Consider the following 26100-nt stretch of genomic DNA (forward strand, 5'->3'; position numbering starts at 1 on the left):
GAGGGCTCACCGTGAAAATGATTGGCGGATTCATCCGAAATATCATCAAAGATAAAGTTATGCTGCTCATGGTTCTGCCGGGCGCGCTGTGGTTCCTCTTTTTCTCCTATCTGCCGATGATGGGGACGGTTATTGCCTTTAAGGAATACCGCTACAGCCGGGAGGGCTTCTGGGCCAGCATTTGGGGCAGCAAATGGGTAGGCTGGGACAACTTCAAGTTTCTGTTCACCACGAATGACGCCTATATCATCACCCGCAATACGCTGTTATACAATGCGGTCTTTATTCTGCTGGGGCTGGTACTGTCAGTGGTGATGGCCGTTGTTCTTGCGGAGATTGCCAACAAGAAGCTGGCCAAGGTCTACCAGACCGGTATGTTCCTGCCGTATTTTCTGTCCTGGGTGGTTGTCGGCTACTTTGCCTTCAGCTTTCTCAGCTCCGAGAGCGGTGTGCTGAACCAGATCCTGAGCTACTTTGGGGCAGAACCGGTCAACTGGTATTCCGAGAAAAAATACTGGCCGGTGATTCTCGTGCTGGTATATCTGTGGAAGGCGCTAGGCTATAACAGCGTGGTCTATCTGGCGGCTATTATGGGGATCGACAAATCGCTGTATGAAGCGGCGATGATTGACGGTGCAGGCAAATTCCAGCAGATCAAGAACATCACGCTGCCGCTGCTCAGCCCGATTATTACGATTATGACCCTGCTGGCCATCGGGAAAATCTTTTATGCCGACTTCGGCCTGTTCTATCAGGTGCCCCGCAACTCCGGGACGCTCTACAGTGTTACGAACGTTATCGATACCTATGTCTACCAAGGCCTCAAATCAACAGGCGAGATTGGCATGAGTACTGCGGCAGGCCTGTACCAATCCGTGGTCGGCTTTGTGCTTGTCATCACCTCGAACTATATCGTGCGTAAATTCAATAAGGACAGCGCCTTATTCTAGTCAGGGCGAAAGGAGTGAACCAGATGTCCACATTAGTCAAAAAACAACGCGATTTCCATAAGCTCTCCAAAACCTGGAACGTGCTGTTTAATCTGTTTGCCGGTATTTTTGCATTCCTGTGTGTATTTCCCTTTATCTTTGTCGTGATCATTTCCTTCACGGATGAAGGGGTCCTGGCGAGAGACGGGTACAGTCTGTTTCCGGCCAAATGGAGTCTGTCAGCGTACCGGTATGTATTCGAGTCCGGGGATATGCTGCTGCGTTCCTATGGGGTGACCATCCTGGTGACCTTGCTCGGCACCTTGCTCAGCCTGCTGTTTATTTCTTTTTATGCCTATGCCATTTCGCGTAAAAGCTTCAGATACCGCAATTTTTTTGCGTTCTTTGCTTTCTTCACCATGCTGTTCAATGGCGGGCTCGTTCCGACTTATATCATTGTTACCCAGTTTCTGGGCCTGAAGGATACGATCTGGGCACTCGTGATGCCGCTGGCGGTCAACGCTTTTTACATTATGATCCTGCGGACCTTCTACAGCACCAGCGTTCCGGATGCCCTCATTGAATCCGGTAAAATCGACGGCGCGGGCGAATTCCGCATTTTCCTGACACTGGTGCTGCCGCTCTCTTTGCCGGGTCTGGCCACGATTGCCCTGTTCAGTACACTGGGCTACTGGAACGACTGGTTCAACGCGCTGCTCTACATCGATGATCCGAATCTGGTGCCGCTGCAGTCCATGCTGATGCGGATCGAGACCAGCATGCAGTTTATTATGCAGAACTCTACCAACAGCTCACTCAGCCTGGAGGCGCTCCGCTCCATGCCGCAGGATACTTCGCGGATGGCAATGGTGGTGCTGGCAACCGGGCCGATTATTTTTGCTTATCCATTTTTCCAGCGTTATTTCATACAGGGTCTTACGGTAGGAGCCGTGAAGGAATAAGACGTGAGCAGAGAGGGAGTGCAGAGAATGACCTATAAAGATCCAAGCAGGCCGTCCGCAGAACGGGCGCAGCAACTGCTGGGACTGATGACCTTGGAAGAGAAGGCTGCACAGCTGGTTCAGCCCTTCGGCTGGCAGGCCTATGAACATACAGATGGAGAGATTACCCTCACGGAAGATTTCAAACGCCAGGTGGCGGAGACGGGCATCGGCTCGTTATATGGAATGCTTCGCGCCGACCCGTGGACCGGAGTGACGCTGGCCAGCGGGCTGTCCCCGCGCCAGGGTGCGGAGGCGGTGAACGCCCTTCAGCGTTATGCGATTGAGAATTCCCGGCTGGGGATTCCAATCCTGATCGGAGAAGAATGCTCGCACGGCCATATGGCAATTGGAGCTACCGTGTTTCCGGTTCCGCTCTCGCTCGGAAGCTCTTGGAATGTGGACCTGTACCGGGAAATGTGCCGGGCCGTAGCCCTGGAGACGCGGAGCCAGGGCGGAACGGTAACCTATTCGCCTGTACTTGATGTAGTGCGTGATCCCCGCTGGGGCCGCACCGAGGAGTGCTTTGGCGAGGATGCTTATCTGATCAGCGAGCTGGCCGTTGCCTCTGTAGAGGGGCTTCAGGGAGAATCGCTGAGCAGCCAGGAAAGTGTAGGCGCCACGCTGAAGCATTTCGCCGGCTACGGCAGCTCCGAGGGCGGCCGCAATGCTGGGCCGGTGCATATGGGCTGGCGCGAGCTGCTTGAAGTCGATCTGCTGCCGTTCAAGAAGGCGGTTGAAGCGGGCGCAGTTTCCATCATGCCCGCCTATCACGAAATCGACGGGGTACCCTGCACGACGAATACTGCACTCATGGAGGATATTCTCCGCAGGGCTTGGGGTTTCAATGGCCTGGTGATTACCGATTGCGGCGCCATCGAGATGTTGGCCGCAGGCCATGACGTGGCCGAGAATGGGCTGGATGCGTCCGTGCAGGCCATTTCCGCAGGCATCGATATGGAGATGTCCGGGGAAATGTTCGGCAAGCATCTGGTGAATGCCGTCCGGACGGGCAAGCTGGCTCCTGGGATTCTGGACCGTGCCGTGCAGCGGGTGCTGGAGCTGAAGTTCAGGCTTGGCCTGTTTGAGCAGCCGTACGCCGATCCGGATGCGGCCGAGAAGTTCATCGGCAGCGGCAAGCACCGGGAGCTTGCCCGCAAGCTGGCCGCAGAGAGCATCATTCTGCTGAAGAATGATGGAGGCACGCTGCCGCTGACCGGCGGCTCCGGGGGCAACGGGGACGCTGGCAGCATCGGCAGCTCAGGCAAGGCAGGGGATGCAGGCAGCAGCAGCAGCTTCAGCAGCTCCGGCAAGGTTGCCGTGATCGGCCCGAACGCGGATGCGCCTTACAATCAGCTGGGCGATTATACTTCGCCGCAGCAGCGCTCCAGCATCGTTACCGTGCTGGACGGCGTCCGCAGCAGGCTGGGGGCGGAGCGGGTGCTGTACGCACCGGGCTGCCGGATCAGGGGCGACTCCAGGGAGGGCTTCGAAGCAGCGCTCGCCTGTGCAGAGCAGGCCGATACTGTAGTGATGGTGCTAGGCGGGTCAAGCGCCCGTGATTTCGGCGAAGGCACGATTGATCTGAAGACCGGCGCTTCGAAGGTGACAGAGCATGCCTGGAGCGATATGGACTGCGGAGAAGGCATTGACCGGATCTCGCTGGCCCTTTCGGGTGTGCAGCTGGAGCTTGCGCAAGAGATTCATAAGCTGGGCAAGCCGCTTGTTGTGGTCTATATCAATGGCCGTCCCGTCAGCGAGCCTTGGATTGAAGAACATGCCGATGCCATTCTGGAGGCCTGGTACCCGGGCCAGGAAGGCGGACATGCGGTGGCGGATATTCTGTTCGGGGCCGTGAATCCTTCGGGCCGGCTGACGATTTCCTGGCCGAAGGATGCAGGCCAGCTTCCGGTGTACTACAACGGCAAACGTTCGCGCGGCAAAAGATATCTTGAAGCAGATTCGCAGCCCCGTTATCCGTTCGGATTTGGACTGAGCTATACAAGCTTCAGTTACTCTGATCTCAAGGTGGAGCCGCAAGTAATCACTGCGGACGAAACAGCAAAGGTAACTGTGCGGGTGAAGAATACAGGTGAATTTGCCGGAGCTGAAGTGGTTCAGCTGTATATCTCAGATGTTGCCAGCAAGGTTTCAAGACCTGCTAAGGAATTGAAAGGTTTCCGCAAGATTACCCTGTCTCCCGGCGAGTCGCAAATCGTGGAATTTGTAGTCGGCGCGGAGCAGCTGCAATATATCGGTCCGGACTATCAGCCTGTCGTAGAACCGGGAGCCTTTAAGATACTGGTGGGCAGCCATGTTAACGATGTGCTGGAACAAGACTTAAATGTCATGGAGGGTACACATGGAACGGATTAGAAGATTTATCCGTGAGTTGTCTGAACGACAGTGGCTGGAACAGCAAACGCTTGAGGGTTGGGATATTCAAGCCTCAGTGTATACCGTGCCGGGGCAATATGACGGAATGCGGCCGTATACCGAGGGCGGGGATTTCACCCTGTTTCCAAGCGTTCAAGGAACTACTTACTTTTTTCGGCGTACTCTTGCGATACCTGCGGAATGGGCCGGGATGCGTGCAGGCCTGATTTTTGAGTCGGGAGGCGAGGGGCTGCTGCGGGTGAACGGAGAGTCACGCCAGGGGCTCGACCGGAACCATACCTTTGTAACCCTTGAAGCATCCCCGGACGGAAGACCGCTGGAGCTGGAAATCGAATTGTTCGATCCGATTCCTGAGCCGGTGGACCCGCTGAACCAGCAGGCGGTGATCCAGCCGCCGATCCGGGCGATCCGTACTGTGCTTGTACTGGTGAATGAACCGATCCAAAGCTTGATGTACAGCGCCGTAATCGTCCGTGATGCGGCTGTTCTGCTGCCGGAAGCGGATATGCGCCGGACCCGGATGCTTGAAGCTTTGTACAATATAATAGATGGATTTTTGAATTTGAATGAGACCGCAGTCCGTGAAGGCAGTGCTGTCGCAGCCCTTGAAGCGAAGCTGCGCACAGAGATTGCAGGGATTGGCGGAAATGCAGAGGGCACCATCCATATGGTCGGCCAGTCGCATATCGATATCGCCTGGCTGTGGCCCGCGCGGGAAACCGTGCGGAAGACCAGCCGGACCTTCTCAACCGTGAATGCTTTAATGGAGGAATACCCGGAATATCAATTTGCCCAGAGCCAGCCGCAGCTGTTCGAATATCTCAAGGACAATGATCCGTCTCTGTTCACCAAGGTCAAAGAGAGAATCCGCGAAGGCCGCTGGGAGCTTGTGGGCGGCATGTGGGTGGAGCCGGACCTGAACATTCCGAGCGGAGAGTCGCTGATGCGCCAGATGCTCTACGGTCAGCGTTTCTACCTGGAGGAGTTCGGCAAAACCTCGGACATTGAATGGCTGCCGGATACCTTCGGCTACTGCGCATCGCTTCCGCAGATATTGCGGCATGGCGGCGTGCGGTATTTCATGACTACGAAGCTCGGCTGGAACGATACCAATGTGTTCCCTTACGATCTGTTCCATTGGGTCGGCATTGACGGCACCTCTATGCTGTCATATCTCAATCATGGCGTGAACGAAAATACCCTGCCGAAGGATGTCCACGATCACTGGCAGTCCTTCCGCGAAAAGAAAAACCATAACGAGCAAATGCTGCTCTATGGTCATGGTGACGGCGGCGGGGGCGTGACCCGCGAAATGCTGGAATACATCCGCCGTGCAGAGCTGATGGTCGGCCAGCCTGCCAGTACGTTCAGCAATGCTGCCGGGTTCTTCTCCGGCATAGGGAAGCGGCAGCCGCAGCTGCCGGAATGGCGCGGCGATCTGTACCTGGAGCTGCACCGGGGCACCTATACTACTCATAGCCGGAACAAACGGAACAACCGCAAGGCGGAGATCCTGTACCGTGAGGCAGAGCTGTGGCAGACGCTGGCAGCTTCGTCTATGGCGCCGGAGGTGCGGGACAGCATTGCCGGACAGCTGCACAAGGGCTGGAAGCTGGTGCTGCTCAACCAGTTCCACGACATTATTCCCGGCTCGGCTATCACCGAAGCCTATGAAACCTCAGAGCAGGAATACCGCGAGGCCTTCGCCCTTGGGGAATCGTCGCTCCAGCCGGGGCTGGAAGCCTTGGCATCCCAGGTGGCAACAGCAGGCGAAGGCACACCTTACGTGCTGTTCAACAGCCTTGGCTGGGCGCGGGATGCCATAGTTCCGCTTCACTTGCCGGCAGGCCGGACTTGGGCGGCTTATGACGAGGCTGGAAGCTCACTGCATATGGATCTAGCTGCCGGTCTGTCAGCTGCAGATGAAGCTGCAGAACGAGCAACAGAACGCGCAACAGAACAAGTAACAGAACGAGTAACAGAACAAGCTCCAGAACGAGCAACAGAGCAAACAACTCGTGCAATCACCGCTTATATTCATGTCCCGTCAATTCCGGGTTTTGGCTATAAAACGGTATGGCTTAGACAAGAGGACAAGAGCCTGTCGGACAGCTTAACGTGCAGCTCGACCGGCAGTCTGACTGGCGACTTGACTGGCAGCCTGACTGACGACTCGACGGGCACGACTTACGGCTCGACCGGCAGCCTGACTAGCGACTCCACGGGCAGCTCGACCGGCAGCCTGACGGAAAGAATGGAACTGAAGAATGGCTGGGAAACGCCGCACTATCGCCTTGCCTTTAATGAAAGAGGCGAAATCACCAGCCTGTTCGACAAATCGGCAGGCCGTGAAATCGTGCAGCCGGGCGGACGCGCCAACCGGTTCCACTTCTTCCATGACCGTCCGACGCTCTGGGATGCCTGGGACATTGACAGCCGTTATGAAGCCCAGCCCGCCGGTGAGGCGGAGCTGGTGGAGAAATACGTGCTTCATGCCGGCAAAGTCCGGGATGTGCTGAGATTCCGCTGGAAGCTGGGCCAATCGTTGATTACCCAGGATTTAATTTTGTATGCCCATGACCGGCGGATCGATTTCAAAACGCATGTGGACTGGAACGAAGCCCACAAGCTGCTGAAGGTCGGCTTCCCCGTCGATGTCGTTGCAGACAAAGCGACCTATGAGATTCCTTTTGGGGCGCTGGAGCGTCCAACGCACCGCAATACCAGCTGGGAGCAGGCGCAATATGAGGTCTGCGGGCACCGTTTTGCCGATGTATCCGAACATGGCTACGGCGTCAGCCTGCTGAATGATTGCAAATACGGCTACGATATTCAAGGCAGCACCATCCGCCTGTCCCTGCTGCGTGCGCCGAAATGGCCGGATAGGGTTGCGGACCAGGGAGCCCATGACTTCACGTATGCACTCTATCCTCACACCGGGGATTGGCGCAGTGCGCATACGCTGCGCAAGGCGGCAGAGCTGAACCATGAGGTTCCGGTCATCGCCGGTGATGAGAAGACGACTGGACAGCTGCCGTCCACCGGCGCTTTTATCGGCTTTGGCGGGCAGCATGTTGTGCTGGATACCGTTAAGCCTGCTGAGGATGGGCGCGGCAGTGTACTGCGGCTCTATGAATCCTCCGGCGGGCGCGAAAGCGTGAAGCTGGCCTGGAATCAGCCTTTTAGCGAAATTTATATATCCAATGCCCTAGAGGAGGAATTGGAGCCTGTAGCCCACCACGAAGGGGAGTTCGAGCTGCATTTTGCTCCTTTTGAGATCAAGACCATTTATATCCGATAAACGCATACCTTGCCGTGCCCATAAGTGGTTAAGTGGAATTTCTCCAACTATTTTACTCAAAATCCCTTTCTCACCCGCAATTAGTGGGATTTTGTCCACCTAAATCGGTGAATTTGGTTGTTAGTTAGCCAAGGAGGGCTGATTAGGTTTACTTTTTCCCACTATCCATTTATATAGGAGCCAACGGCGGTAAATAGTGGGAGTTTTTCCACTTCGCTCAAGGATCAGCCGCAACAAAAACAGCAACCAAACTTTAAGCCGGGTCCACATAGACCGTTCCGCTGATCCGTCCGGCTCCCCGGATTGTAAAGCTTACACATGACTATTCTATCTACCATGAACATAAGGAGTGTACCTTACTTGGAACAATTCAGACTACCGAAAATCCCGATGCCAAAGCTTACGCTGCCGCATGCCGTACAGGAGGTGCTGGCTGAAGCTGAAGAGAAGCTGGCCCATCGTCCGAAGCTGCTGCAGCTGTTCAAGAACTGTTTTCCCAATACGCTGGAGACGACCACCAAGCTGCTTGATGACGGTACGACCTTTATCATCACCGGAGATATCCCGGCCTCCTGGCTGCGCGATTCTGTGGAGCAGGTCATTCATTATGTTCCCTTGGCCAAAAATGACCCTGACCTCCAGCGCATCATCGGCGGTCTGATCAAACGTCATATCCAGTACATCCACATTGACCCTTACGCCAATGCTTTTAATGAGTCGGCCAACGACTGGCACTGGAACACCACCGATGTCACGGAGATGTCCCCGTGGGTCTGGGAGCGGAAGTTCGAAATTGACTCGCTGTGCTTCGTTGTGCGGCTGGCCTATACCTATTGGAAGGAAACGGGGGTTACCGATTTCTTCAATGCGGAGTTCAAGTCTGCCCTGCGTGCAATTATTGATTTGTTCCGGAGAGAGCAGCGCCACTTCGAGCAATCGCCTTACCGCTTCACCCGTAACAACGGTATTCCTGAGGACTCGCTGCGGAACAGCGGACTTGGCATGCCGGTGAACTATACAGGTATGATCTGGTCCGGCTTCCGCTCCAGTGATGATGCCTGTGATTTCCACTACAACATCCCCGGCAATATGTTTGCTGTTGTAGCCCTGCGCCAGATGCAGGAATTTGCGGAGTGGGTATTCCGGGACATGGATCTGCTGGCTGAACTGAAAGAGCTGGAGTTTGAGGTGGACTATGGCATCAAGCTGTACGGAATTTACCGCCACCCTGAGTTTGGGCCGATTTATGCCTATGAAACAGACGGCTTCGGCAACTACTGCCTGATGGATGATGCCGGAACCCCCGGGCTGATCTCCATTCCGTATCTGGGCTATACCACGGCGGATGATCCGGTTTATCAGAACACCAGACGGTTTGCACTCAGCAAAGAGAATCCTTTCTATTATGAAGGAACCGCCGCAAAAGGGATCGGCAGCCCCCATACGCCGCAGAATTATATCTGGCATATGGCCCTGTCCATGCAGGGAATTACTGCACAATCTGTGGAGGAAAAGCTGGAGCTGGTCGCTCTGCTGGAAAGCACTGACGCGGATACCGGCTTTATGCATGAAGGTTTCCATGCGGACGACCCCTCCGTGTTCACCCGCAGCTGGTTCGCCTGGTCGAACAGCCTGTTCTCCCAGCTGGTGTACCGGATGATGAAGGATGGACAGCTGTGAGTGCGGGCATTGTCGTTCTGTTCAGCGACCCGCTGTTCCCCGGCTATACCGCCTCGGCAGAACGGATACAGGAACAGGCGGAGCGTCTTGGCGGATTACAGCATGCCGCCCATGGTGTCCATGCTGTCCGTACTGCCGATGCAGGGCAGCTGGCAGCGGCGCTGGATGCAGCCGGGCCTGGCGCATGTTTCATCAATCTGCACGCCCCTTATTTCCCGAAGGAGGCCTGGGGCTCCATTCTGGCCTACCTTCAGCGCGGCGGCGGGCTGTTGAGCATCGGCGGCGCACCGTTCAAATATCCGGTGCGTGCGCGGGATGGCGTCTGGCAGGCCGAAGCCGAGCAGACTGCCTACCACCGGCAGCTTCATATTCATGAAGCGCTGCGGGTGGACGGCGGGCGTGTTCGGTCTCACGCCGCCCTGGCAGACATCCCTCTGTTCGCAGGCCGCGAGGGTCTGCTTAAACCCGCGGACACCTGGAATCTGGTGCCGCATGTGACCAAAAGCAGCGATCTGCCGGAACAAATGGGCGCAAGCGGCCCTATGGATACCCGGATCTATCCGCTGCTGAAGGGCATCTCGGCGGAAGGCCGTGAGGTGTCTGCTCCCGCTGTGCTGTGGGAGCATGTCGGCGGCCCCTTTGCCGGAGCGCGCTGGATCTTCATCGGCCAGATGCTTGCGCCTGAGTACTGCGGTGACGAAGGGCTAAAGCTGCTTGCGGCCTGCGCGGCCTTTGCCGCCAAGGGTGTCACCGAGCTGTGGCTGAAGCCCAATTACGCCTCCTATGAGCAGGGCGAACGGCCTGTAATTAGCCTGCAAAGCCAGCAGTTGAGCCGTATCCGCACCGGGACAAGCCAAGAAACCTGGCAGCTTCAGTTTACCTTGCAGAAGGACGGATCGGCGTCCCCTTGTTTCGAGCACAGCTGTGAGATCCTGGCCGGCAGCGAAATGAACTTTCTTCGTCTGCCCATCCCCGTCGAGCTTGCGCCGGGCCTGTATCACCTGATCTGCCACGCCGAGGCGGAGGACGGCGAGCAGCGTGTGCTGCGCCAGGGCTTCTGGGGCTATGATGCCGCACTGCTTGCGCAAGGCGAGCCAATCATAGCTGGAAGAGACTATTTCCAGAAGAATGGACGTCCGCTGCCGGTCGTAGGCATGACTTATATGACCTCGGATGTGGCACGGAAGTTTCTGTTCCTGCCGAACGCAGCCGTGTGGGACCGCGATATGGCGCAGATGAAGAAAGCCGGGATAAACTGGATACGTACCGGCATCTGGACCGCGTACCGCAATATCATGCAGGTCGACGGCCATGCCTCCGAAGAGGTGATGCGGGCCATCGATGCTTTTCTGCAGACCGCCAAAAAGCATGACCTTCAAGTGACCTTTACCTTCTTCTCCTTCACACCGGAGACTTGGGAGGGGCGCAATCCTTATCTCGACCCGCGCAGTGTAGAGGCCCAAAAGCGGTTTATCCGCTCCATTGTTGCCCGGCATGTCCACACCACGCATGTGGATTGGGACTTAATTAATGAGCCGTCGATGTTCGATCCGCCGCGTATCTTCTCGGATGGGCCGAGCACTGCGGGCGACAGCTATGAACAGCAGGCCTTCTCTGCCTGGCTGGAGCAGCGCCATGGCAGCATCGCTGTTCTTCAGGAGCGCTGGAATATGACACCGCTGGAGCTGCCCGATTTCGTGTCGGTACGTCCCCCGGAACAAGCGGAGATCAACTTCAGCATCCAGGATATTCATTCCGGCAAACGCGGAACCCGCTGGCTCGATTACTGCCTGTTCTCCATGGACATGCATAACGTTTGGGCCAAGGAATTATATGGAACCATCAAGGAGCTGAATCCCGCGCAGCTGGTGACCGTAGGCCAGGACGAAGCGCTGGGCGCGCAGAGACCATCGCCGTTCTTTTACGAACAGGCCGTAGATTACACAACTGTCCATAGCTGGTGGCTGAACGACAATCTGCTGTGGAGCGGGATCTTTGCCAAAACAGAGAACAAACCGAACCTGGTGCAGGAAACCGGAATTATGTATGTCGAAACCCCCGACGGGCGCGCCAAAAGAACCGAGGAAGAACTGCGTTCCATCCTGGAACGCAAGTATGCGTATGCCTTTGCTGCGGGCGGAGCGGGAGCGGTTCAGTGGATCTGGAACACCAACTTTTATATGGATAATGCCAATGAATCGCAGATCGGTGCACTGCGCGCGGATGGAACTGAGAAGCCTGAGGCGGATGTCTCGTATGATTTCGGACGTTTCATGGCGGAGGCCGGGGGCTTGTTTGCGGGCCGGAAGCTTGAGGATATCGCTGTGATTTTCCCGTATTCCAACGATTTCTCCAACCGCAAGCTCGCCTATGACGCCACTACCCGGCTGACACGCATTCTGTCCTACCAGCTGCGCCTGCCGTTCCGTGGAGTTTCGGAATATGGCCTGGAAGCGCTGGAGGCCCAGCCGCCGAAGCTGATTCTGCTGCCGAGTGCTCATAATCTGGATGACAGCGCAATGGAGAGGCTGATTGCATTCGTGGAACGGACTGGCTCAGTGCTTCTGGTGACCGGTACGATGGGCCTCAATGCCTACTGGCAGCCTTCTGAACGTCTCGTGGAGCTTCTCGGCACGCGTGAACTGAGCAATGTGCGGCGCGAGGAACGTATGGAGCTTGGCGGTAGAACCTTTGCCGTTTCCTACGGGCAGCGCCGGATTGCTGAACTGGTAAAAGAAGTACAGGTGCGGGATACCGCCGTAGCCGCTCACCCGGCAGAGCCTGGAGATACCGTAACCGACCTTCCGCTGGGGAAGGGACGCCTTATCTGGTGCCCGCTTCCGCTGGAATTGAATGAACGCGACGAACCCATCGCCGAACTTTACCGCTATGCGGCAGAATGCTCAGGCGTTTCTGCCGGAATGGAATGGATCAGCGGGGGCGATTTGCCGGGCGTCTACGGACGCAAACTGGATTTTGCCGAAGGAGCGCTTTACATTTTCGTATCCGAATACGCTTGGGACGCTGACATAGAAGTCAAAGACCCGCAGACAGGTGTAAGCTACAGCTTCCGGCTTGGCCAAGAACGCTCCGTACTGTTTGCGGCAGATAAGCAGGGGCAGCTGGTTTCTGTGTACAGAGCGGAAGAAACTGCAATTACAATACACTGAGCAAGAACTAAGGGGAGAGATGGGGTTCATGACTAGGAAAAAGACCGCACATATCGTTTCCCACACCCACTGGGACCGGGAATGGTATCTGCCTTACGAGAAGCATCATGTCCGTCTGGTGCAGCTGGTGGATGCATTACTCGATAAATTAGACAGCAGTACAGCCTTCCGCAGCTTTTATCTGGATGGCCAGACCATTATTCTGGAGGATTATCTGCAGGTACGCCCCGAGAACAAGGAACGTCTGGAGCAGCACATCCGGGCTGGGCGGATTCTGATTGGCCCGTGGTATATCCTGCAGGATGCATTTCTTACGAGCGGCGAGGCTAATGTACGCAATATGCAGATCGGCCATCAGGATGCTCTAAAATACGGCGAACCGTCCAAAATAGGCTACTTCCCCGATACCTTCGGTCTCGTCGGCCAGACGCCGCAGCTCATGCTCCAGTCCGGCATTAAGAATGCCTTCTTCGGCAGAGGCGTGAAGCCTACTGGCTTCAACAATACCGTATCGGACGGCGGCTACGAATCATCGTTCTCCGAGCTGATCTGGGAAGGGCCGGACGGTTCACGTATACTTGGCATTCTCTTCGCTAACTGGTATTCCAACGGCAATGAAGTTCCGGCGGACGAAGCAGCTGCGCGGGAGTTTTGGGACCGGAAGCTTGCAGATGCCGAGAAATATGCTTCCACAGGCGAGCTGCTGTTCATGAACGGCTGTGACCATCAACCCCTGCAGCTCGATTTGCCGGAGGCGATAGCCACCGCGCAGGCGCTCTATCCCGGGGTGGAGTTCGTTCATTCGAACTTCCCGGATTATCTGGACGCCCTGAATGCGGAACTGGAAAAGGGAGGCGAATCCGGCACGCTGGAACTGTCCTCCGTTACCGGGGAGCTGCGCAGCCAGCGGACCGATGGCTGGGGCACACTTGTCAATACGGCTTCGGCCCGTGTGTATTTGAAGCAGATGAACCAGAAGGGCCAGACCCTGCTTGAAAAAGTAGCCGAGCCGCTGGCCTCCATTGCAGGGCTTGCCGGCAAAGAGTATCCGCATCATCTGTTCACCTACGCCTGGAAGACGCTGATGCAGAACCATCCGCATGACAGCATCTGCGGCTGCAGCGTGGACGAGGTGCACCGCGAGATGGTGGCCCGTTTTGATAAAAGCCGTCACGTAGCAGAAAGCATCATAGAAGACAGCGCCAGATTTATCGCCGGAGCTGTAGATACCTCTGTTTTTGGGGGCGCTGTGGAAGCTGTTCCTTTTGTGGTAATGAATACTACAGGCTGGAACCGCACGGGCACGGTCAGCATTGAGCTCGACGCTGCCCGCTTGTACCTGCGCGAGGGCTATGGCCTGGAAGAGACCTCACGCAGAATGCGGAAATTTGATCTCTCCGGCCGGGTATTGCTGGACGACAGCGGCAAGGTGCTGGCCTGCACTGTGGAGGATCTGGGCCTTGAATTCGGCTACGATCTGCCGGACGACAAGTTTCGCCAGCCTTTCATGTGCCGCAGAGTCAAGCTCACCTTCGAAGCGGCTGAAGTTCCGGCGCTTGGACTTCGCGCTTATGCCTGGACCACACAGCAAGCGGCAGCAGCTTTGGCTGAGCCTTCGCTCTTAAGCGGTGGGCATGTACTGGAAAATAAGGCAATTCGTATTGAAGTTGCCGCAGACGGCTCCTTCAGCCTGCATCACAAGCTTAGCGGGGCAGTATACCATGATCTGGGCATTTACGAGAATACCGGGGACATCGGCAACGAATATATGTACAGACAGCCTGATGGTGAACTTCCTTTGACGACCAAAGGACTGGATGCAGCGGTCTCTGTCCTGGAAGATACCCCTTTTCGTGCGGCTATTGAGATTATACATGAATGGGAGATTCCCGCTTCGGCAGATGCCGGACTGAACGAGGAACAGCGTGCACTGGTGTATTATCCGGAGCGCAAGGCACAGCGCAGCAGCGAGACAGTGACTTTGCAGCTTCGTACAGTGATTTCACTGGAACGTGAAGGCAAAGGGCTGCATATTGAATCCACAATCAACAATGTTGCGAAAGATCACCGTGTACGTATGCTGTTCCCTACAGATCTTCAGACTTCTGTGCATCATGCCGACTCCATGTTTGAGATTGTCAAACGGGACAACGAGCCAGCGGCAGAATGGCAGAATCCAAGCAATACCCAGCATCAGCAGTCGTTTGTGGATGTTAGCAGTGCTGAGGCTGGCCTGACTGTAGCCAATCTCGGACTGAATGAATATGAAGTGCTGCGTGATGGGCGTAATACAATTGCCGTTACCCTGCTTCGCAGCGTAGGCGAACTGGGGGACTGGGGCTGGTTCCCGACACCAGAGGCACAATGCCTCGGTGAGCATACCGTACAACTGATGCTGATTCCGCACACCGGAGACGGTATTACTTCAGGCGCATATGCTCAGGCATACCAGTTTCAGGCTCCGTGGACCATCTTCCAGACGGGTATCCATACCGGTACCATTGCTTCGGGGTATTCTCCGCTGAGCTGGAAAGGCACAGAAGCCGCATTCTCTTCCATGAAAATGAACCAGACCACCGGAGACCTTCTGATGCGCTGGTACAACATGAGCAGTTCGCAGACACAGCTGGATGTACAACTGAAGCTGTCTCATAAGCATCTGTATCGCACAGGCATCCTGGAAGAAAGTACAGCTCCATTACCGGATTCGGGGGAGGCCTGGCATCTGCTGGAGCTTGGACCTTGCGAGATTGCCACATTCGGAGTTCATTTAGAAGCTTGACCTTCTACTCATAAAGATCCCCCGGCGCTTCCCTGCCGGGGGATCTTTAAATGTTCGTCCTGCTAATTTACTTCCATGGTTCGCAGATGTCTGTAGTAGTCTAAGCTCACTATGTGATTTGAATTGGCTTGGTTTACTTCCCTTTGTACATCTTATACCAGTCCCTGACAGCTTCAGCTAGTGAGGGATTTCTGTGTCTCTGCCACTCAGAGGTTTCCCATTCGAGAACAGCAAGCCGCTTCGTTTTGTAATAGCTGTAATCGCGGATATTCCAAGGGGAGTAGACTTTTCTATACCATTTGCCATTTGTGGTTTCGCGCGCGTAACGTCGGACGGCTTTGCTCGCCTGTCTTTTAACCCAGACAGAACCGGGGGAGCATTGATCGTTCCATACCGGATGTTTTTTTGCACTTAGGCTCATCGTGACTCTAACCTCCTTATAGAAAGGGAAGCTAGAGGTCGTGAAGGATCTTCATAAGTGCTTACCTCTTTCGGAAGCAGGCATAAATAATCGGGGATTGGACACCATACAGTCTAGACGCTAGTGATCGGGAAGAGTTTCGTAGCAGAACGAAAACAACGCACCTGCAGGTGCTTAGAGTAAATTTAAAAAAAACAAAATAATGCTTGCAATGAATCTCTATACATGGTATATTCTTATTCCGGCCAAGAAAGCTAAACGCCGAGCTCGATAAGAAGTTAAAAAAGAGCTTGCATTAATCGGCCGAACATGATATATTATAAGAGTTGCTGGTGACGAGATAATCGACACCGACGACGAGCTTGATCTTTGAAAACTGAACAACGAGTGAGTGGGATTTCACGCAAGTGAGATCCAAATTAGAGAATATTTTATTCTCGTCAGATGTTTCAAAATGAGCAATCGCTCTTTTCAATATCTTTTTCGGATGGTTATTTTCTCGGAGTAATTCGGGTGAAGTAACCGCTCGAAAAAACCTATTTGGAGAGTTTGATCCTGGCTCAGGACGAACGCTGGCGGCGTGCCTAATACATGCAAGTCGAGCGGATTTACTGGAGTGCTTGCACTCCAGTAGGTTAGCGGCGGACGGGTGAGTAACACGTAGGCAACCTACCCTCTAGACTGGAATAACTACCGGAAACGGTAGCTAATACCGGATAATTCCCTGACCCACCTGGGCTAGGGATGAAAGGCGGAGCAATCTGCTGCTAGAGGATGGGCCTGCGGCGCATTAGCTAGTTGGTGGGGTAACGGCCTACCAAGGCGACGATGCGTAGCCGACCTGAGAGGGTGAACGGCCACACTGGGACTGAGACACGGCCCAGACTCCTACGGGAGGCAGCAGTAGGGAATCTTCCGCAATGGGCGAAAGCCTGACGGAGCAACGCCGCGTGAGTGATGAAGGTTTTCGGATCGTAAAGCTCTGTTGCCAGGGAAGAACGTCCGGTAGAGTAACTGCTGCCGGAGTGACGGTACCTGAGAAGAAAGCCCCGGCTAACTACGTGCCAGCAGCCGCGGTAATACGTAGGGGGCAAGCGTTGTCCGGAATTATTGGGCGTAAAGCGCGCGCAGGCGGCTATTTAAGTCTGGTGTTTAAACCTTGGGCTCAACCTGGGGTCGCACTGGAAACTGGGTGGCTTGAGTACAGAAGAGGAAAGTGGAATTCCACGTGTAGCGGTGAAATGCGTAGAGATGTGGAGGAACACCAGTGGCGAAGGCGACTTTCTGGGCTGTAACTGACGCTGAGGCGCGAAAGCGTGGGGAGCAAACAGGATTAGATACCCTGGTAGTCCACGCCGTAAACGATGAGTGCTAGGTGTTAGGGGTTTCGATACCCTTGGTGCCGAAGTTAACACAGTAAGCACTCCGCCTGGGGAGTACGGTCGCAAGACTGAAACTCAAAGGAATTGACGGGGACCCGCACAAGCAGTGGAGTATGTGGTTTAATTCGAAGCAACGCGAAGAACCTTACCAGGTCTTGACATCCAACTAACGAAGCAGAGATGCATTAGGTGCCCTTCGGGGAAAGTTGAGACAGGTGGTGCATGGTTGTCGTCAGCTCGTGTCGTGAGATGTTGGGTTAAGTCCCGCAACGAGCGCAACCCTTGACTTTAGTTGCCAGCAGGTAAGGCTGGGCACTCTAGAGTGACTGCCGGTGACAAACCGGAGGAAGGTGGGGATGACGTCAAATCATCATGCCCCTTATGACCTGGGCTACACACGTACTACAATGGCCGGTACAACGGGAAGCGAAGCCGCGAGGTGGAGCCAATCCCAGCAAAGCCGGTCTCAGTTCGGATTGCAGGCTGCAACTCGCCTGCATGAAGTCGGAATTGCTAGTAATCGCGGATCAGCATGCCGCGGTGAATACGTTCCCGGGTCTTGTACACACCGCCCGTCACACCACGAGAGTTTACAACACCCGAAGTCGGTGGGGTAACCCGCAAGGGGGCCAGCCGCCGAAGGTGGGGTAGATGATTGGGGTGAAGTCGTAACAAGGTAGCCGTATCGGAAGGTGCGGCTGGATCACCTCCTTTCTATGGAGAATCGTTTCCTGCAACGGAAACATTCAAATCGGAAGCTTGACTTCCATTAGAACCCTTGGGTTCGAACACTCACTCGTTGCTCAGTTTTGAGAGTCCAAGCTCTCAGAGGCATATTTGTTTCCAGAACTTGCTTGTAGCCAAGCCGCTCTGAAACATGATATGATCTTCTTCCGGAGTTAATCCGGAACACCTTGATCCTTGAAAACTGGATACCGAAACGAAAATGCGTTTTAGAACATCTTTTAGCTGAAACTTGTGTAAGCAAGTTGAAATAGTTATTAGTTGATACAGCGATTTTCCCTACGGGAAAACGCATGGTTAAGCTAATAAGAGCACACGGAGGATGCCTAGGCGCCAGGAGCCGACGAAGGACGTGGCGAACAACGAAACTGCCTCGGGGAGCTGTAAGCAAGCTTTGATCCGGGGGTGTCCGAATGGGGAAACCCAGCTGTGGTAATTCGCAGTTACTCATACCTGAATACATAGGGTATGCAGAGGCAGACCAGGGGAACTGAAACATCTAAGTACCCTGAGGAAGAGAAAACAATAGTGATTCCGTCAGTAGCGGCGAGCGAACGCGGAACAGCCTAAACCAGGGGGCTTGCCTCCTGGGGTTGTGGGACGTCTCACATGGAGTTACAAAGGAATATGGTAGGTGAAGAGGTCTGGAAAGGCCCGCGATAGAGGTAAAAGCCCTGTAACCTAAACTGTGTTCCCTCCGAGACGGATCCCGAGTAGTGCGGGGCACGTGAAACCCCGTATGAATCCGGCAGGACCATCTGCTAAGGCTAAATACTACCTGGCGACCGATAGTGAAACAGTACCGTGAGGGAAAGGTGAAAAGCACCCCGGAAGGGGAGTGAAATAGAACCTGAAACCGTGTGCTTACAAAAAGTCAGAGCCCAATTTAGGGGTGATGGCGTGCCTTTTGTAGAATGAACCGGCGAGTTACGTTTAACATGCAAGGTTAAGGTGAGAAGCCGGAGCCGCAGCGAAAGCGAGTCTGAATAGGGCGACTAAGTATGTGGACGTAGACCCGAAACCGTGTGATCTACCCCTGTCCAGGGTGAAGGTGCGGTAACACGCACTGGAGGCCCGAACCCACGTATGTTGAAAAATGCGGGGATGAGGTGGGGGTAGCGGAGAAATTCCAATCGAACTCGGAGATAGCTGGTTCTCCCCGAAATAGCTTTAGGGCTAGCCTCGGTGAATGGAGTCGTGGAGGTAGAGCACTGATTGGGTGCGGGGCCCGCAAGGGTTACCAAGCTCAGTCAAACTCCGAATGCCATGGACTTCTTGCCGGGAGTCAGACAGTGAGTGCTAAGATCCATTGTCAAAAGGGAAACAGCCCAGACCATCAGCTAAGGTCCCCAAGTGTGTGTTAAGTGGGAAAGGATGTGGAGTTGCACAGACAACCAGGATGTTGGCTTAGAAGCAGCCACCATTGAAAGAGTGCGTAATAGCTCACTGGTCGAGTGACTCTGCGCCGAAAATGTAACGGGGCTAAACACACCACCGAAGCTATGGCTAGATACGTATGTATCTGGGGTAGGGGAGCGTTGTGTATACGTTGAAGGTGTACCGTAAGGAGCGCTGGAGAATACACAAGTGAGAATGCCGGTATGAGTAACGAAAAGATCAGTGAGAATCTGATCCGCCGAAAGCCCAAGGTTTCCTGAGGAAGGCTCGTCCGCTCAGGGTAAGTCGGGACCTAAGGCGAGGCCGACAGGCGTAGTCGAAGGACAACAGTTTGAAATTACTGTACCACCGTAATCCGCTATGAGCGATGGGGTGACGCAGGAGGGTAGTGACGCGGACTGATGGATGTCCGTCTAAGCAGTGAGGCTGGTGTGCAGGCAAATCCGCACATCATAAGGCTGGGCTGTGATGGGGAGCGAAAATTACAGTAGCGAAGGTCATGATCTCACACTGCCAAGAAAAGCCTCTAGCCAGGAGAAGGTGCCCGTACCGCAAACCGACACAGGTAGGCGAGAAGAGAATTCTAAGGCGCGCGGAAGAACTCTCGTTAAGGAACTCGGCAAAATGACCCCGTAACTTCGGGAGAAGGGGTGCCTCGGTAGGGTGAATAGCCCGAGGGGGCCGCAGTGAAAAGGCCCAAGCGACTGTTTAGCAAAAACACAGGTCTGTGCGAAGCCGCAAGGCGAAGTATACGGGCTGACGCCTGCCCGGTGCTGGAAGGTTAAGGGGAGCGGTTAGGGGCAACCCGAAGCTGTGAACCGAAGCCCCAGTAAACGGCGGCCGTAACTATAACGGTCCTAAGGTAGCGAAATTCCTTGTCAGGTAAATTCTGACCCGCACGAATGGCGTAACGACTTGGGCGCTGTCTCAACGAGAGATCCGGTGAAATTTTAATACCTGTGAAGATGCAGGTTACCCGCGACAAGACGGAAAGACCCCATGGAGCTTTACTGCAGCTTGATATTGAATTTGGGTACGATCTGTACAGGATAGGTGGGAGCCGTAGAAACCGGAGCGCAAGCTTCGGTGGAGGCGCCGTTGGGATACCACCCTGATCGTATCTAGGTTCTAACCTGGTACCCTAAACGGGTACGGGGACCGTGTCAGGCGGGCAGTTTGACTGGGGCGGTCGCCTCCTAAAGAGTAACGGAGGCGTTCAAAGGTTCCCTCAGAATGGTTGGAAATCATTCGAAGAGTGCAAAGGCAGAAGGGAGCTTGACTGCGAGACCTACAAGTCGAGCAGGGACGAAAGTCGGACTTAGTGATCCGGTGGTACCGCATGGAAGGGCCATCGCTCAACGGATAAAAGCTACCCTGGGGATAACAGGCTTATCTCCCCCAAGAGTCCACATCGACGGGGAGGTTTGGCACCTCGATGTCGGCTCATCGCATCCTGGGGCTGAAGTAGGTCCCAAGGGTTGGGCTGTTCGCCCATTAAAGCGGTACGCGAGCTGGGTTCAGAACGTCGTGAGACAGTTCGGTCCCTATCTGTCGTGGGCGCAGGAAATTTGAGAGGAGCTGTCCTTAGTACGAGAGGACCGGGATGGACGTACCGCTGGTGCACCAGTTGTTCCGCCAGGAGCATGGCTGGGTAGCTACGTACGGACGGGATAAGCGCTGAAAGCATCTAAGCGTGAAGCCCCCCTCAAGATGAGATTTCCCAATTAGTAAGACCCCTTGAAGACGACGAGGTAGATAGGTTGGAGGTGGAAGTGCAGCAATGCATGGAGCTGACCAATACTAATCGGTCGAGGGCTTATCCAAAAAAGTAAAACGCAGATTCGTTTCGGATTCAGTTTTCAGGAATCAAATTGTAAGTCATGCGGTCCAAGTGGCCACATGATGAAGATTTGCTTTCAGCATTTGGCGATGCTGAGACCTGAATTACGCATTTGTACCGCAAGTGCCCGTTTGGTGGCGATAGCGGAGGGGTTCCACGCGTACCCATCCCGAACACGACCGTTAAGCCCTCCAGCGCCGATGGTACTTGGACCGAAGGGTCCTGGGAGAGTAGGACGCCGCCAAGCGGACAACCACGCTCTGTGGTATTTTTTTTGCCCATAATAACTACATAAGATAGAAGGGCCTTTAGCTCAGCTGGTTAGAGCGCACCCCTGATAAGGGTGAGGTCGGTGGTTCGAGTCCACTAAGGCCCATCATTTTCCCTGATAGCTCAGTTGGTAGAGCACTCGACTGTTAATCGAGTTGTCACAGGTTCGAGTCCTGTTCGGGGAGCCATCTGGAGAGGTGTCCGAGTTTGGCCGAAGGAGCACGATTGGAAATCGTGTAGGCGCCACAAGCGTCTCGAGGGTTCGAATCCCTCTCTCTCCGTAGCAACACTTCCCTGAATAGGGATTAGAACCCTCAATGGTTCGTTGAAGCATAAGCTTCGTTAGGGCTGCATCGCAATCTCGAATGAAGTGAGAGTATCCCTCTCTCTCCGTAGCAACACTTCCCTGAATAGGGATGAGAACCCTCAGCGGTTCGTTGAAGCATAAGCTTCGTTAGGATTACATCGCAATCTCGAATGAAGTGAGAGTATCCCTCTCTCCGTAGCAAGTTTTAAATGAATCATGGCCCGTTGGTCAAGGGGTTAAGACACCTCCCTTTCACGGAGGTAACATGGGTTCGAATCCCATACGGGTCATATTATGGAGGCTTAGCTCAGCTGGGAGAGCATCTGCCTTACAAGCAGAGGGTCGGGGGTTCGAACCCCTCAGCCTCCACCATTGTACTTTTCAAACGAATACAACTTTTACTGACGCGGGGTGGAGCAGCCCGGTAGCTCGTCGGGCTCATAACCCGAAGGCCGCAGGTTCAAATCCTGCCCCCGCAATTTATCCCCAAAAAGTGAAGATATGCTATGTAGCGTATTCCGAGTACTTTCCGGGGGCCCCTTAGTACTTAATTTGGAACCGTGGTGTAGTTGGCCTAACATGCCTGCCTGTCACGCAGGAGATCGCGGGTTCGAATCCCGTCGGTTCCGCCATCAAAATTTGCTTCAGGGATGAGAATCCATCATAGGGTTCGTTGGAGCATAGACTTCGTAAGGATTACATCGCAATCTCGTAACGAAGTGAAGAGTATCCCGTCGGTTCCGCCATTACTATGGCAACAAGGCATCTGGTATTGAGAACCCTATATCTCGAAGTATAGAGCATCCACCCGATTCCGTAGTTATGCTAATTATTCATATTGGGGATTAGCCAAGCGGTAAGGCAACGGACTTTGACTCCGTCATTCATAGGTTCGATTCCTATATCCCCAGCCATGTATGAGAGCCATTAGCTCAGTTGGTAGAGCACCTGACTTTTAATCAGGGTGTCGAAGGTTCGAGTCCTTCATGGCTCACCATTTTCTTCTAAAGTGTGCGCGTGTGGCGGAATGGCAGACGCACCAGACTTAGGATCTGGCGTTTCACGACGTGGGGGTTCAAGTCCCTTCACGCGCACCATGTTTTTGCGGACGTGGCTCAGCGGTAGAGCATCGCCTTGCCAAGGCGAGGGTCGCGGGTTCGATTCCCGTCGTCCGCTCCATATAGATTTTGCGCCCTTAGCTCAGCTGGATAGAGCGTTTGACTACGAATCAAAAGGCCGGGAGTTCGAATCTCTCAGGGCGCGCCATTTTTACTTCTTGCATCTTCAAAGTGTCCTCCAGATTCGAACGGGTTCGTTGGAGCATAAGCTTCGATAGGATTACTTCGCAATCGGACGCGTAAGCGGCCGTATCTCTCAGGGCGCCATTATTACGGGATGTAGCTCAGCTTGGTAGAGCACCTGGTTTGGGACCAGGGGGTCGCATGTTCAAATCGTGTCATCCCGATTTTACACCTGTGCGGGTGTAGTTCAATGGTAGAACTTCAGCCTTCCAAGCTGATAGCGTGGGTTCGATTCCCATCACCCGCTTAAATAGTAATGAGAAGAATCCTTGCAATGGGCAGGGGTTCTTTTTTGTTGTTTAGGAAACTGTGGATTCTTCTATCTTCCACTTTAGGTTATTGCCATTCAAGCGTGCTTTCAGCTTAAATATTTTCTGCTTATAGATGATTGTGCATATGACTTTTTTTCCTTCATTTTATTGATGGTTTTCACTGTATTGTATTTTTGCTGGCGGTCAGGGAGTGGGGGAACTGATATTATTAGGATGGCGAGCACAACGACCATGAATATCAGGAAATTAAGGAGCTTACAGTAATGACTGACAAAGTAATTCGAATCTTCAAAATTATTAACGCCATCCAATCCAATCCCGGAATTACCGCCTCGGCTCTGGCAATCAGATGTGAAGTGAACATTAGGACTGTCTACAGGGATTTGGAGATCATTAGCCATTTTGCACCTGTAACGAACGAGGGGAGGGGGACTGGCTATAAGTTTCTGGGAAAGTTTTTTCTCTATCCGCTGGATTTCTCCGAACAGGAAGCATTGGCCTTCTCTCTTTTACCCTCATTTCTGAACCAGGACAAAATCCCCCCAGGGTTTCATACTGCTTATGATAAGGTCATGGGCACCCATCTGAAGGAAAAATCCAAGCAGAACGGAATACTTGAAAATATTGCCGATATTATTCAAATGGGCAAACCTGCATACCGCAAAAAAAGCCGGAATTTCCTACAGCCGATTATTGGTGCCATTCTGGAGCAGCGGAGCATCCGGGCCGTCTATCATTCCCAATCCCGCAATGCGCTCACACAGCGCGAGATTGATCCGTATTATCTGATTCCGCGGGACCAGCGTTTTTATCTGATTGGGTACTGTCACCTGAAGCAGGCGATCCGCACCTTTCGCATCAGCCGTTTTCAGGAGGTGGAGGTGACTGACCGGAGCTTTGATAAAGGCGATTTTAATATAAAAAAATATCTGAAAAACACCTGGTCCATTGACCGTGGCAGCAAAAACATCAAGTTCAGGGTGCGGTTTCATCCCGAAATCGCCCGTTACATTAAAGAAGAAGAGCTATTTGTTCATCCCTGGATGAGCGATGAGAATGATGGCAGCCTGCTGTTTGAAGTGACTGTCAATAATGAAAAGGAATTCACCAAGTGGATCCTGCAATATGGGCCGAACGCGGAGATTCTCGAACCGGCCTCGGCCAGAGAAGGGCTGAAGGTGCAGTTGGAGCAGTGGATGGGGCTTTATCAAAAGTGAGCAGATCCGGTTACCGCATCTTGGACAGGTATTCATCTTGAATATGAACTTGCCGGAAAGCTAATTAATAGCGTAGAGAGCCTGTATTCGATACATAAATAACCCCTGGTCATACGACCGGGGGTTATTCGTGAATAGGTATAGAAGAGTTACTCGCCCTGCTGTGGTACAGCCAGACCCAGACCGGCGGCTATACGCTGGCCGAATTCAGGATCTGCTTTGTAGAAATGGCTGATCTGCCGGAGCTTGATCTCATCCTTCTCAACAGGTGTCATTGCACCAACGATATTGCGGACAAGGCGTGCACGTTCTTCTTCACTCAGCAGCCGGTAGAGATCGCCGGGCTGGGTGTAGTGATCGTCATGATTATAGGACACGCTGTCGGCTTTCCCTGAGACGTCATAAGGTGCCGGCTTGTGCGCCGGGGACTCTGTCGCTCCGCCGAAGCTGTTCGGCTCGTAGTAGACGGAACCGCCGCCGTTGTTCCCGTGAATCATAGCACCATCGCGCTGGTTATTGTTAACCTCAGCAACAGGCCGGTTGATAGGCAGCTGGTTGTGATTGGCGCCTACGCGGTAACGGTGGGCATCCCCATAGGCGAAGAGGCGGCCCTGCAGCATTTTATCGGGTGAAGCTTCTATTCCCGGCACAAAGGAACCAGGAGAAAAGGTAGCTTGTTCCACCTCCGCGAAATAATTCTCGGGGTTGCGGTCCAGTACCATGCGGCCTACTTCAATGAGCGGATAATCCTTCTGCGACCATACTTTGGTTACATCGAAGGGATCGAAACGGTACGTGTCGGCATCTTCTACAGGCATAATCTGCACATGCAGTCTCCAGGCAGGGAAATTTCCTTGATCGATCGCATTGAACAGATCCTCAGTGTGATAATCCGGATTCTCCCCGGCAATTTGAGCGGCAAGATTCACGTCGAGATTTTTAATACCCTGCTCTGTTTTAAAATGGTATTTGACCCACACTGCTGCACCCTCGGTGTTCACCCATTTGAAGGTGTGGCTCCCAAAGCCGTGCATGTGGCGGAGAGTGGCCGGGATGCCGCGGTCCGACATCAGAATCGTCACCTGATGCAGCGACTCCGGCGAAAGGGACCAGAAATCCCAGACGGCATTGGGGTTTTTGAGATGGGTCTGCGGGTGGCGTTTCTGGGTATGAATAAAGTCCGGGAATTTGATCGCATCGCGGATGAAAAAGACAGGCGTATTATTGCCGACCAGATCATAATTGCCTTCTTCGGTATAAAATTTCACGGCAAAGCCGCGTGGGTCGCGCACAGTATCGGAAGATCCCAGTTCTCCGGCTACTGTAGAGAAGCGAATGAACATCGGCGTGCGTTTGCCCACTTCCGACAAGAAGGCCGCCTTAGTATATTTGGACAAATCCTGAGTGACTTCAAAATAACCATGAGCTCCGGCGCCTTTGGCATGAACCACACGCTCCGGAACACGCTCCCGGTTGAAATGGGCCAGCTTTTCCAGCAAATGAACATCCTGCAGCAGTGTTGGCCCACGGGAACCGGCAGTCATAGAGTTCTGGTTATCACCTACAGGGGCTCCCCAGCTTGTTGTAAGTTTGTTATGGCTCTCGCTCATGAATAATTCCACCTCGTATTAGGATTTGATTTTAGAATAAGTATAAATATTATATTAACAAAAAAATTAGAAATATCA

10 protein-coding genes, 14 tRNA genes and 3 rRNA genes are annotated in these 26100 nt (G+C 53.8%); 25 read left to right on the forward strand and 2 right to left on the reverse strand.

The window, feature by feature from the left end; genetic code table 11:
• The first annotated feature begins 17 nt into the window (after positions 1-17).
• The 7 genes from PGRAT_RS04505 to PGRAT_RS04535 all read left to right on the forward strand — a co-directional run bounded on the left by PGRAT_RS04505 (position 18) and on the right by PGRAT_RS04535 (position 15260).
• The gene (locus PGRAT_RS04505) at positions 18-950 is read left to right on the forward strand and encodes an ABC transporter permease (protein WP_036704418.1); all 933 of its coding nucleotides are present in this window, start codon (positions 18-20) and stop codon (positions 948-950) included.
• Positions 951-973: 23 nt separating this feature from the next.
• Positions 974-1891, forward strand: coding sequence for a carbohydrate ABC transporter permease (locus PGRAT_RS04510; RefSeq protein ID WP_025705053.1), 918 nt, complete (start codon positions 974-976; stop codon positions 1889-1891).
• A 27-nt stretch (positions 1892-1918) separates the two neighbouring features.
• Positions 1919-4306: a glycoside hydrolase family 3 N-terminal domain-containing protein gene (locus PGRAT_RS04515; RefSeq protein ID WP_042266103.1), complete on the forward strand. Its 2388-nt coding sequence runs from the start codon at positions 1919-1921 to the stop codon at positions 4304-4306.
• Positions 4293-7628, forward strand: coding sequence for an alpha-mannosidase (locus PGRAT_RS04520; protein ID WP_042266104.1), 3336 nt, complete (start codon positions 4293-4295; stop codon positions 7626-7628). Before PGRAT_RS04515 ends, PGRAT_RS04520 begins: the two co-directional genes overlap by 14 nt.
• A gap of 360 nt (positions 7629-7988) precedes the next feature.
• Entirely contained in the window at positions 7989-9308 is a 1320-nt protein-coding gene (locus tag PGRAT_RS04525; RefSeq protein ID WP_025708937.1) for a glycoside hydrolase family 125 protein, read from the forward strand.
• Positions 9305-12478, forward strand: a complete 3174-nt coding sequence (locus PGRAT_RS04530; RefSeq protein WP_081954729.1) for an alpha-amylase family protein — start codon at positions 9305-9307, stop codon at positions 12476-12478. Before PGRAT_RS04525 ends, PGRAT_RS04530 begins: the two co-directional genes overlap by 4 nt.
• Before the next feature lie 28 nt (positions 12479-12506).
• Complete coding sequence (locus PGRAT_RS04535; protein ID WP_025706684.1) at positions 12507-15260, forward strand: alpha-mannosidase; 2754 nt, start codon at positions 12507-12509, stop codon at positions 15258-15260.
• Between the two features lie 133 nt (positions 15261-15393).
• Here PGRAT_RS04535 and PGRAT_RS04540 read toward each other — a convergent pair whose 3' ends face one another.
• Positions 15394-15681, reverse strand: coding sequence for a hypothetical protein (locus tag PGRAT_RS04540; RefSeq protein WP_025706685.1), 288 nt, complete (start codon positions 15679-15681; stop codon positions 15394-15396).
• Positions 15682-16218: 537 nt separating this feature from the next.
• Here PGRAT_RS04540 and PGRAT_RS04545 point away from each other — a divergent pair.
• From PGRAT_RS04545 to PGRAT_RS04630, 18 genes are all read left to right on the forward strand, one after another.
• Positions 16219-17777 (forward strand): 16S ribosomal RNA (locus tag PGRAT_RS04545).
• 325 nt (positions 17778-18102) lie between these two features.
• Positions 18103-21029 (forward strand): 23S ribosomal RNA (locus PGRAT_RS04550).
• A 146-nt stretch (positions 21030-21175) separates the two neighbouring features.
• A 5S ribosomal RNA gene (gene rrf, locus PGRAT_RS04555) occupies positions 21176-21292 on the forward strand.
• The 16S, 23S and 5S rRNA genes sit together here with 14 tRNA genes alongside, the layout of an rRNA operon.
• 55 nt (positions 21293-21347) lie before the next feature.
• Positions 21348-21421, forward strand: a tRNA-Ile gene (locus PGRAT_RS04560).
• A 6-nt stretch (positions 21422-21427) separates the two neighbouring features.
• Positions 21428-21503, forward strand: a tRNA-Asn gene (locus tag PGRAT_RS04565).
• Positions 21504-21506: 3 nt separating this feature from the next.
• Positions 21507-21596: transfer RNA gene (locus tag PGRAT_RS04570), tRNA-Ser, on the forward strand.
• A gap of 244 nt (positions 21597-21840) precedes the next feature.
• Positions 21841-21912: transfer RNA gene (locus PGRAT_RS04575), tRNA-Glu, on the forward strand.
• A gap of 6 nt (positions 21913-21918) precedes the next feature.
• A tRNA-Val gene (locus PGRAT_RS04580) sits at positions 21919-21994 on the forward strand.
• A 33-nt stretch (positions 21995-22027) separates the two neighbouring features.
• Positions 22028-22101, forward strand: a tRNA-Met gene (locus PGRAT_RS04585).
• A gap of 75 nt (positions 22102-22176) precedes the next feature.
• Positions 22177-22254 (forward strand) — tRNA-Asp (locus tag PGRAT_RS04590).
• 207 nt (positions 22255-22461) lie between these two features.
• Positions 22462-22536 (forward strand) — tRNA-Gln (locus tag PGRAT_RS04595).
• A gap of 7 nt (positions 22537-22543) precedes the next feature.
• Positions 22544-22619 (forward strand) — tRNA-Lys (locus tag PGRAT_RS04600).
• A gap of 16 nt (positions 22620-22635) precedes the next feature.
• A tRNA-Leu gene (locus PGRAT_RS04605) sits at positions 22636-22719 on the forward strand.
• 7 nt (positions 22720-22726) lie between these two features.
• Positions 22727-22801, forward strand: a tRNA-Gly gene (locus PGRAT_RS04610).
• 10 nt (positions 22802-22811) lie between these two features.
• Positions 22812-22888, forward strand: a tRNA-Arg gene (locus PGRAT_RS04615).
• Positions 22889-23013: 125 nt separating this feature from the next.
• Positions 23014-23087 (forward strand) — tRNA-Pro (locus PGRAT_RS04620).
• 12 nt (positions 23088-23099) lie between these two features.
• A tRNA-Gly gene (locus PGRAT_RS04625) sits at positions 23100-23170 on the forward strand.
• 288 nt (positions 23171-23458) lie between these two features.
• Complete coding sequence (locus PGRAT_RS04630) at positions 23459-24412, forward strand: helix-turn-helix transcriptional regulator (RefSeq protein ID WP_025706658.1); 954 nt, start codon at positions 23459-23461, stop codon at positions 24410-24412.
• A 149-nt stretch (positions 24413-24561) separates the two neighbouring features.
• Here PGRAT_RS04630 and katA read toward each other — a convergent pair whose 3' ends face one another.
• A complete protein-coding gene (gene katA / locus PGRAT_RS04635; protein ID WP_025706657.1) occupies positions 24562-26022 on the reverse strand; it encodes a catalase KatA in 1461 nt (486 codons plus the stop codon).
• Positions 26023-26100: the final 78 nt, after the last annotated feature.

This window comes from Paenibacillus graminis (genome assembly GCF_000758705.1).
In the GTDB taxonomy this organism is placed as follows: domain Bacteria; phylum Bacillota; class Bacilli; order Paenibacillales; family Paenibacillaceae; genus Paenibacillus_AQ; species Paenibacillus_AQ graminis.

What these genes read in the sequence shown, in the direction of transcription:
- PGRAT_RS04505 (WP_036704418.1), top strand. Translation starts at nt 18, where the DNA reads ATGATTGGCGGATTCATCCGAAATATCATCAAAGATAAAGTTATGCTG.
- PGRAT_RS04510 (WP_025705053.1), top strand. Translation starts at nt 974, where the DNA reads ATGTCCACATTAGTCAAAAAACAACGCGATTTCCATAAGCTCTCCAAA.
- PGRAT_RS04515 (WP_042266103.1), top strand. Translation starts at nt 1,919, where the DNA reads ATGACCTATAAAGATCCAAGCAGGCCGTCCGCAGAACGGGCGCAGCAA.
- PGRAT_RS04520 (WP_042266104.1), top strand. Translation starts at nt 4,293, where the DNA reads ATGGAACGGATTAGAAGATTTATCCGTGAGTTGTCTGAACGACAGTGG.
- PGRAT_RS04535 (WP_025706684.1), top strand. Translation starts at nt 12,507, where the DNA reads ATGACTAGGAAAAAGACCGCACATATCGTTTCCCACACCCACTGGGAC.
- PGRAT_RS04540 (WP_025706685.1), bottom strand. Translation starts at nt 15,681, where the DNA reads ATGAGCCTAAGTGCAAAAAAACATCCGGTATGGAACGATCAATGCTCC.
- PGRAT_RS04630 (WP_025706658.1), top strand. Translation starts at nt 23,459, where the DNA reads ATGACTGACAAAGTAATTCGAATCTTCAAAATTATTAACGCCATCCAA.
- katA (WP_025706657.1), bottom strand. Translation starts at nt 26,022, where the DNA reads ATGAGCGAGAGCCATAACAAACTTACAACAAGCTGGGGAGCCCCTGTA.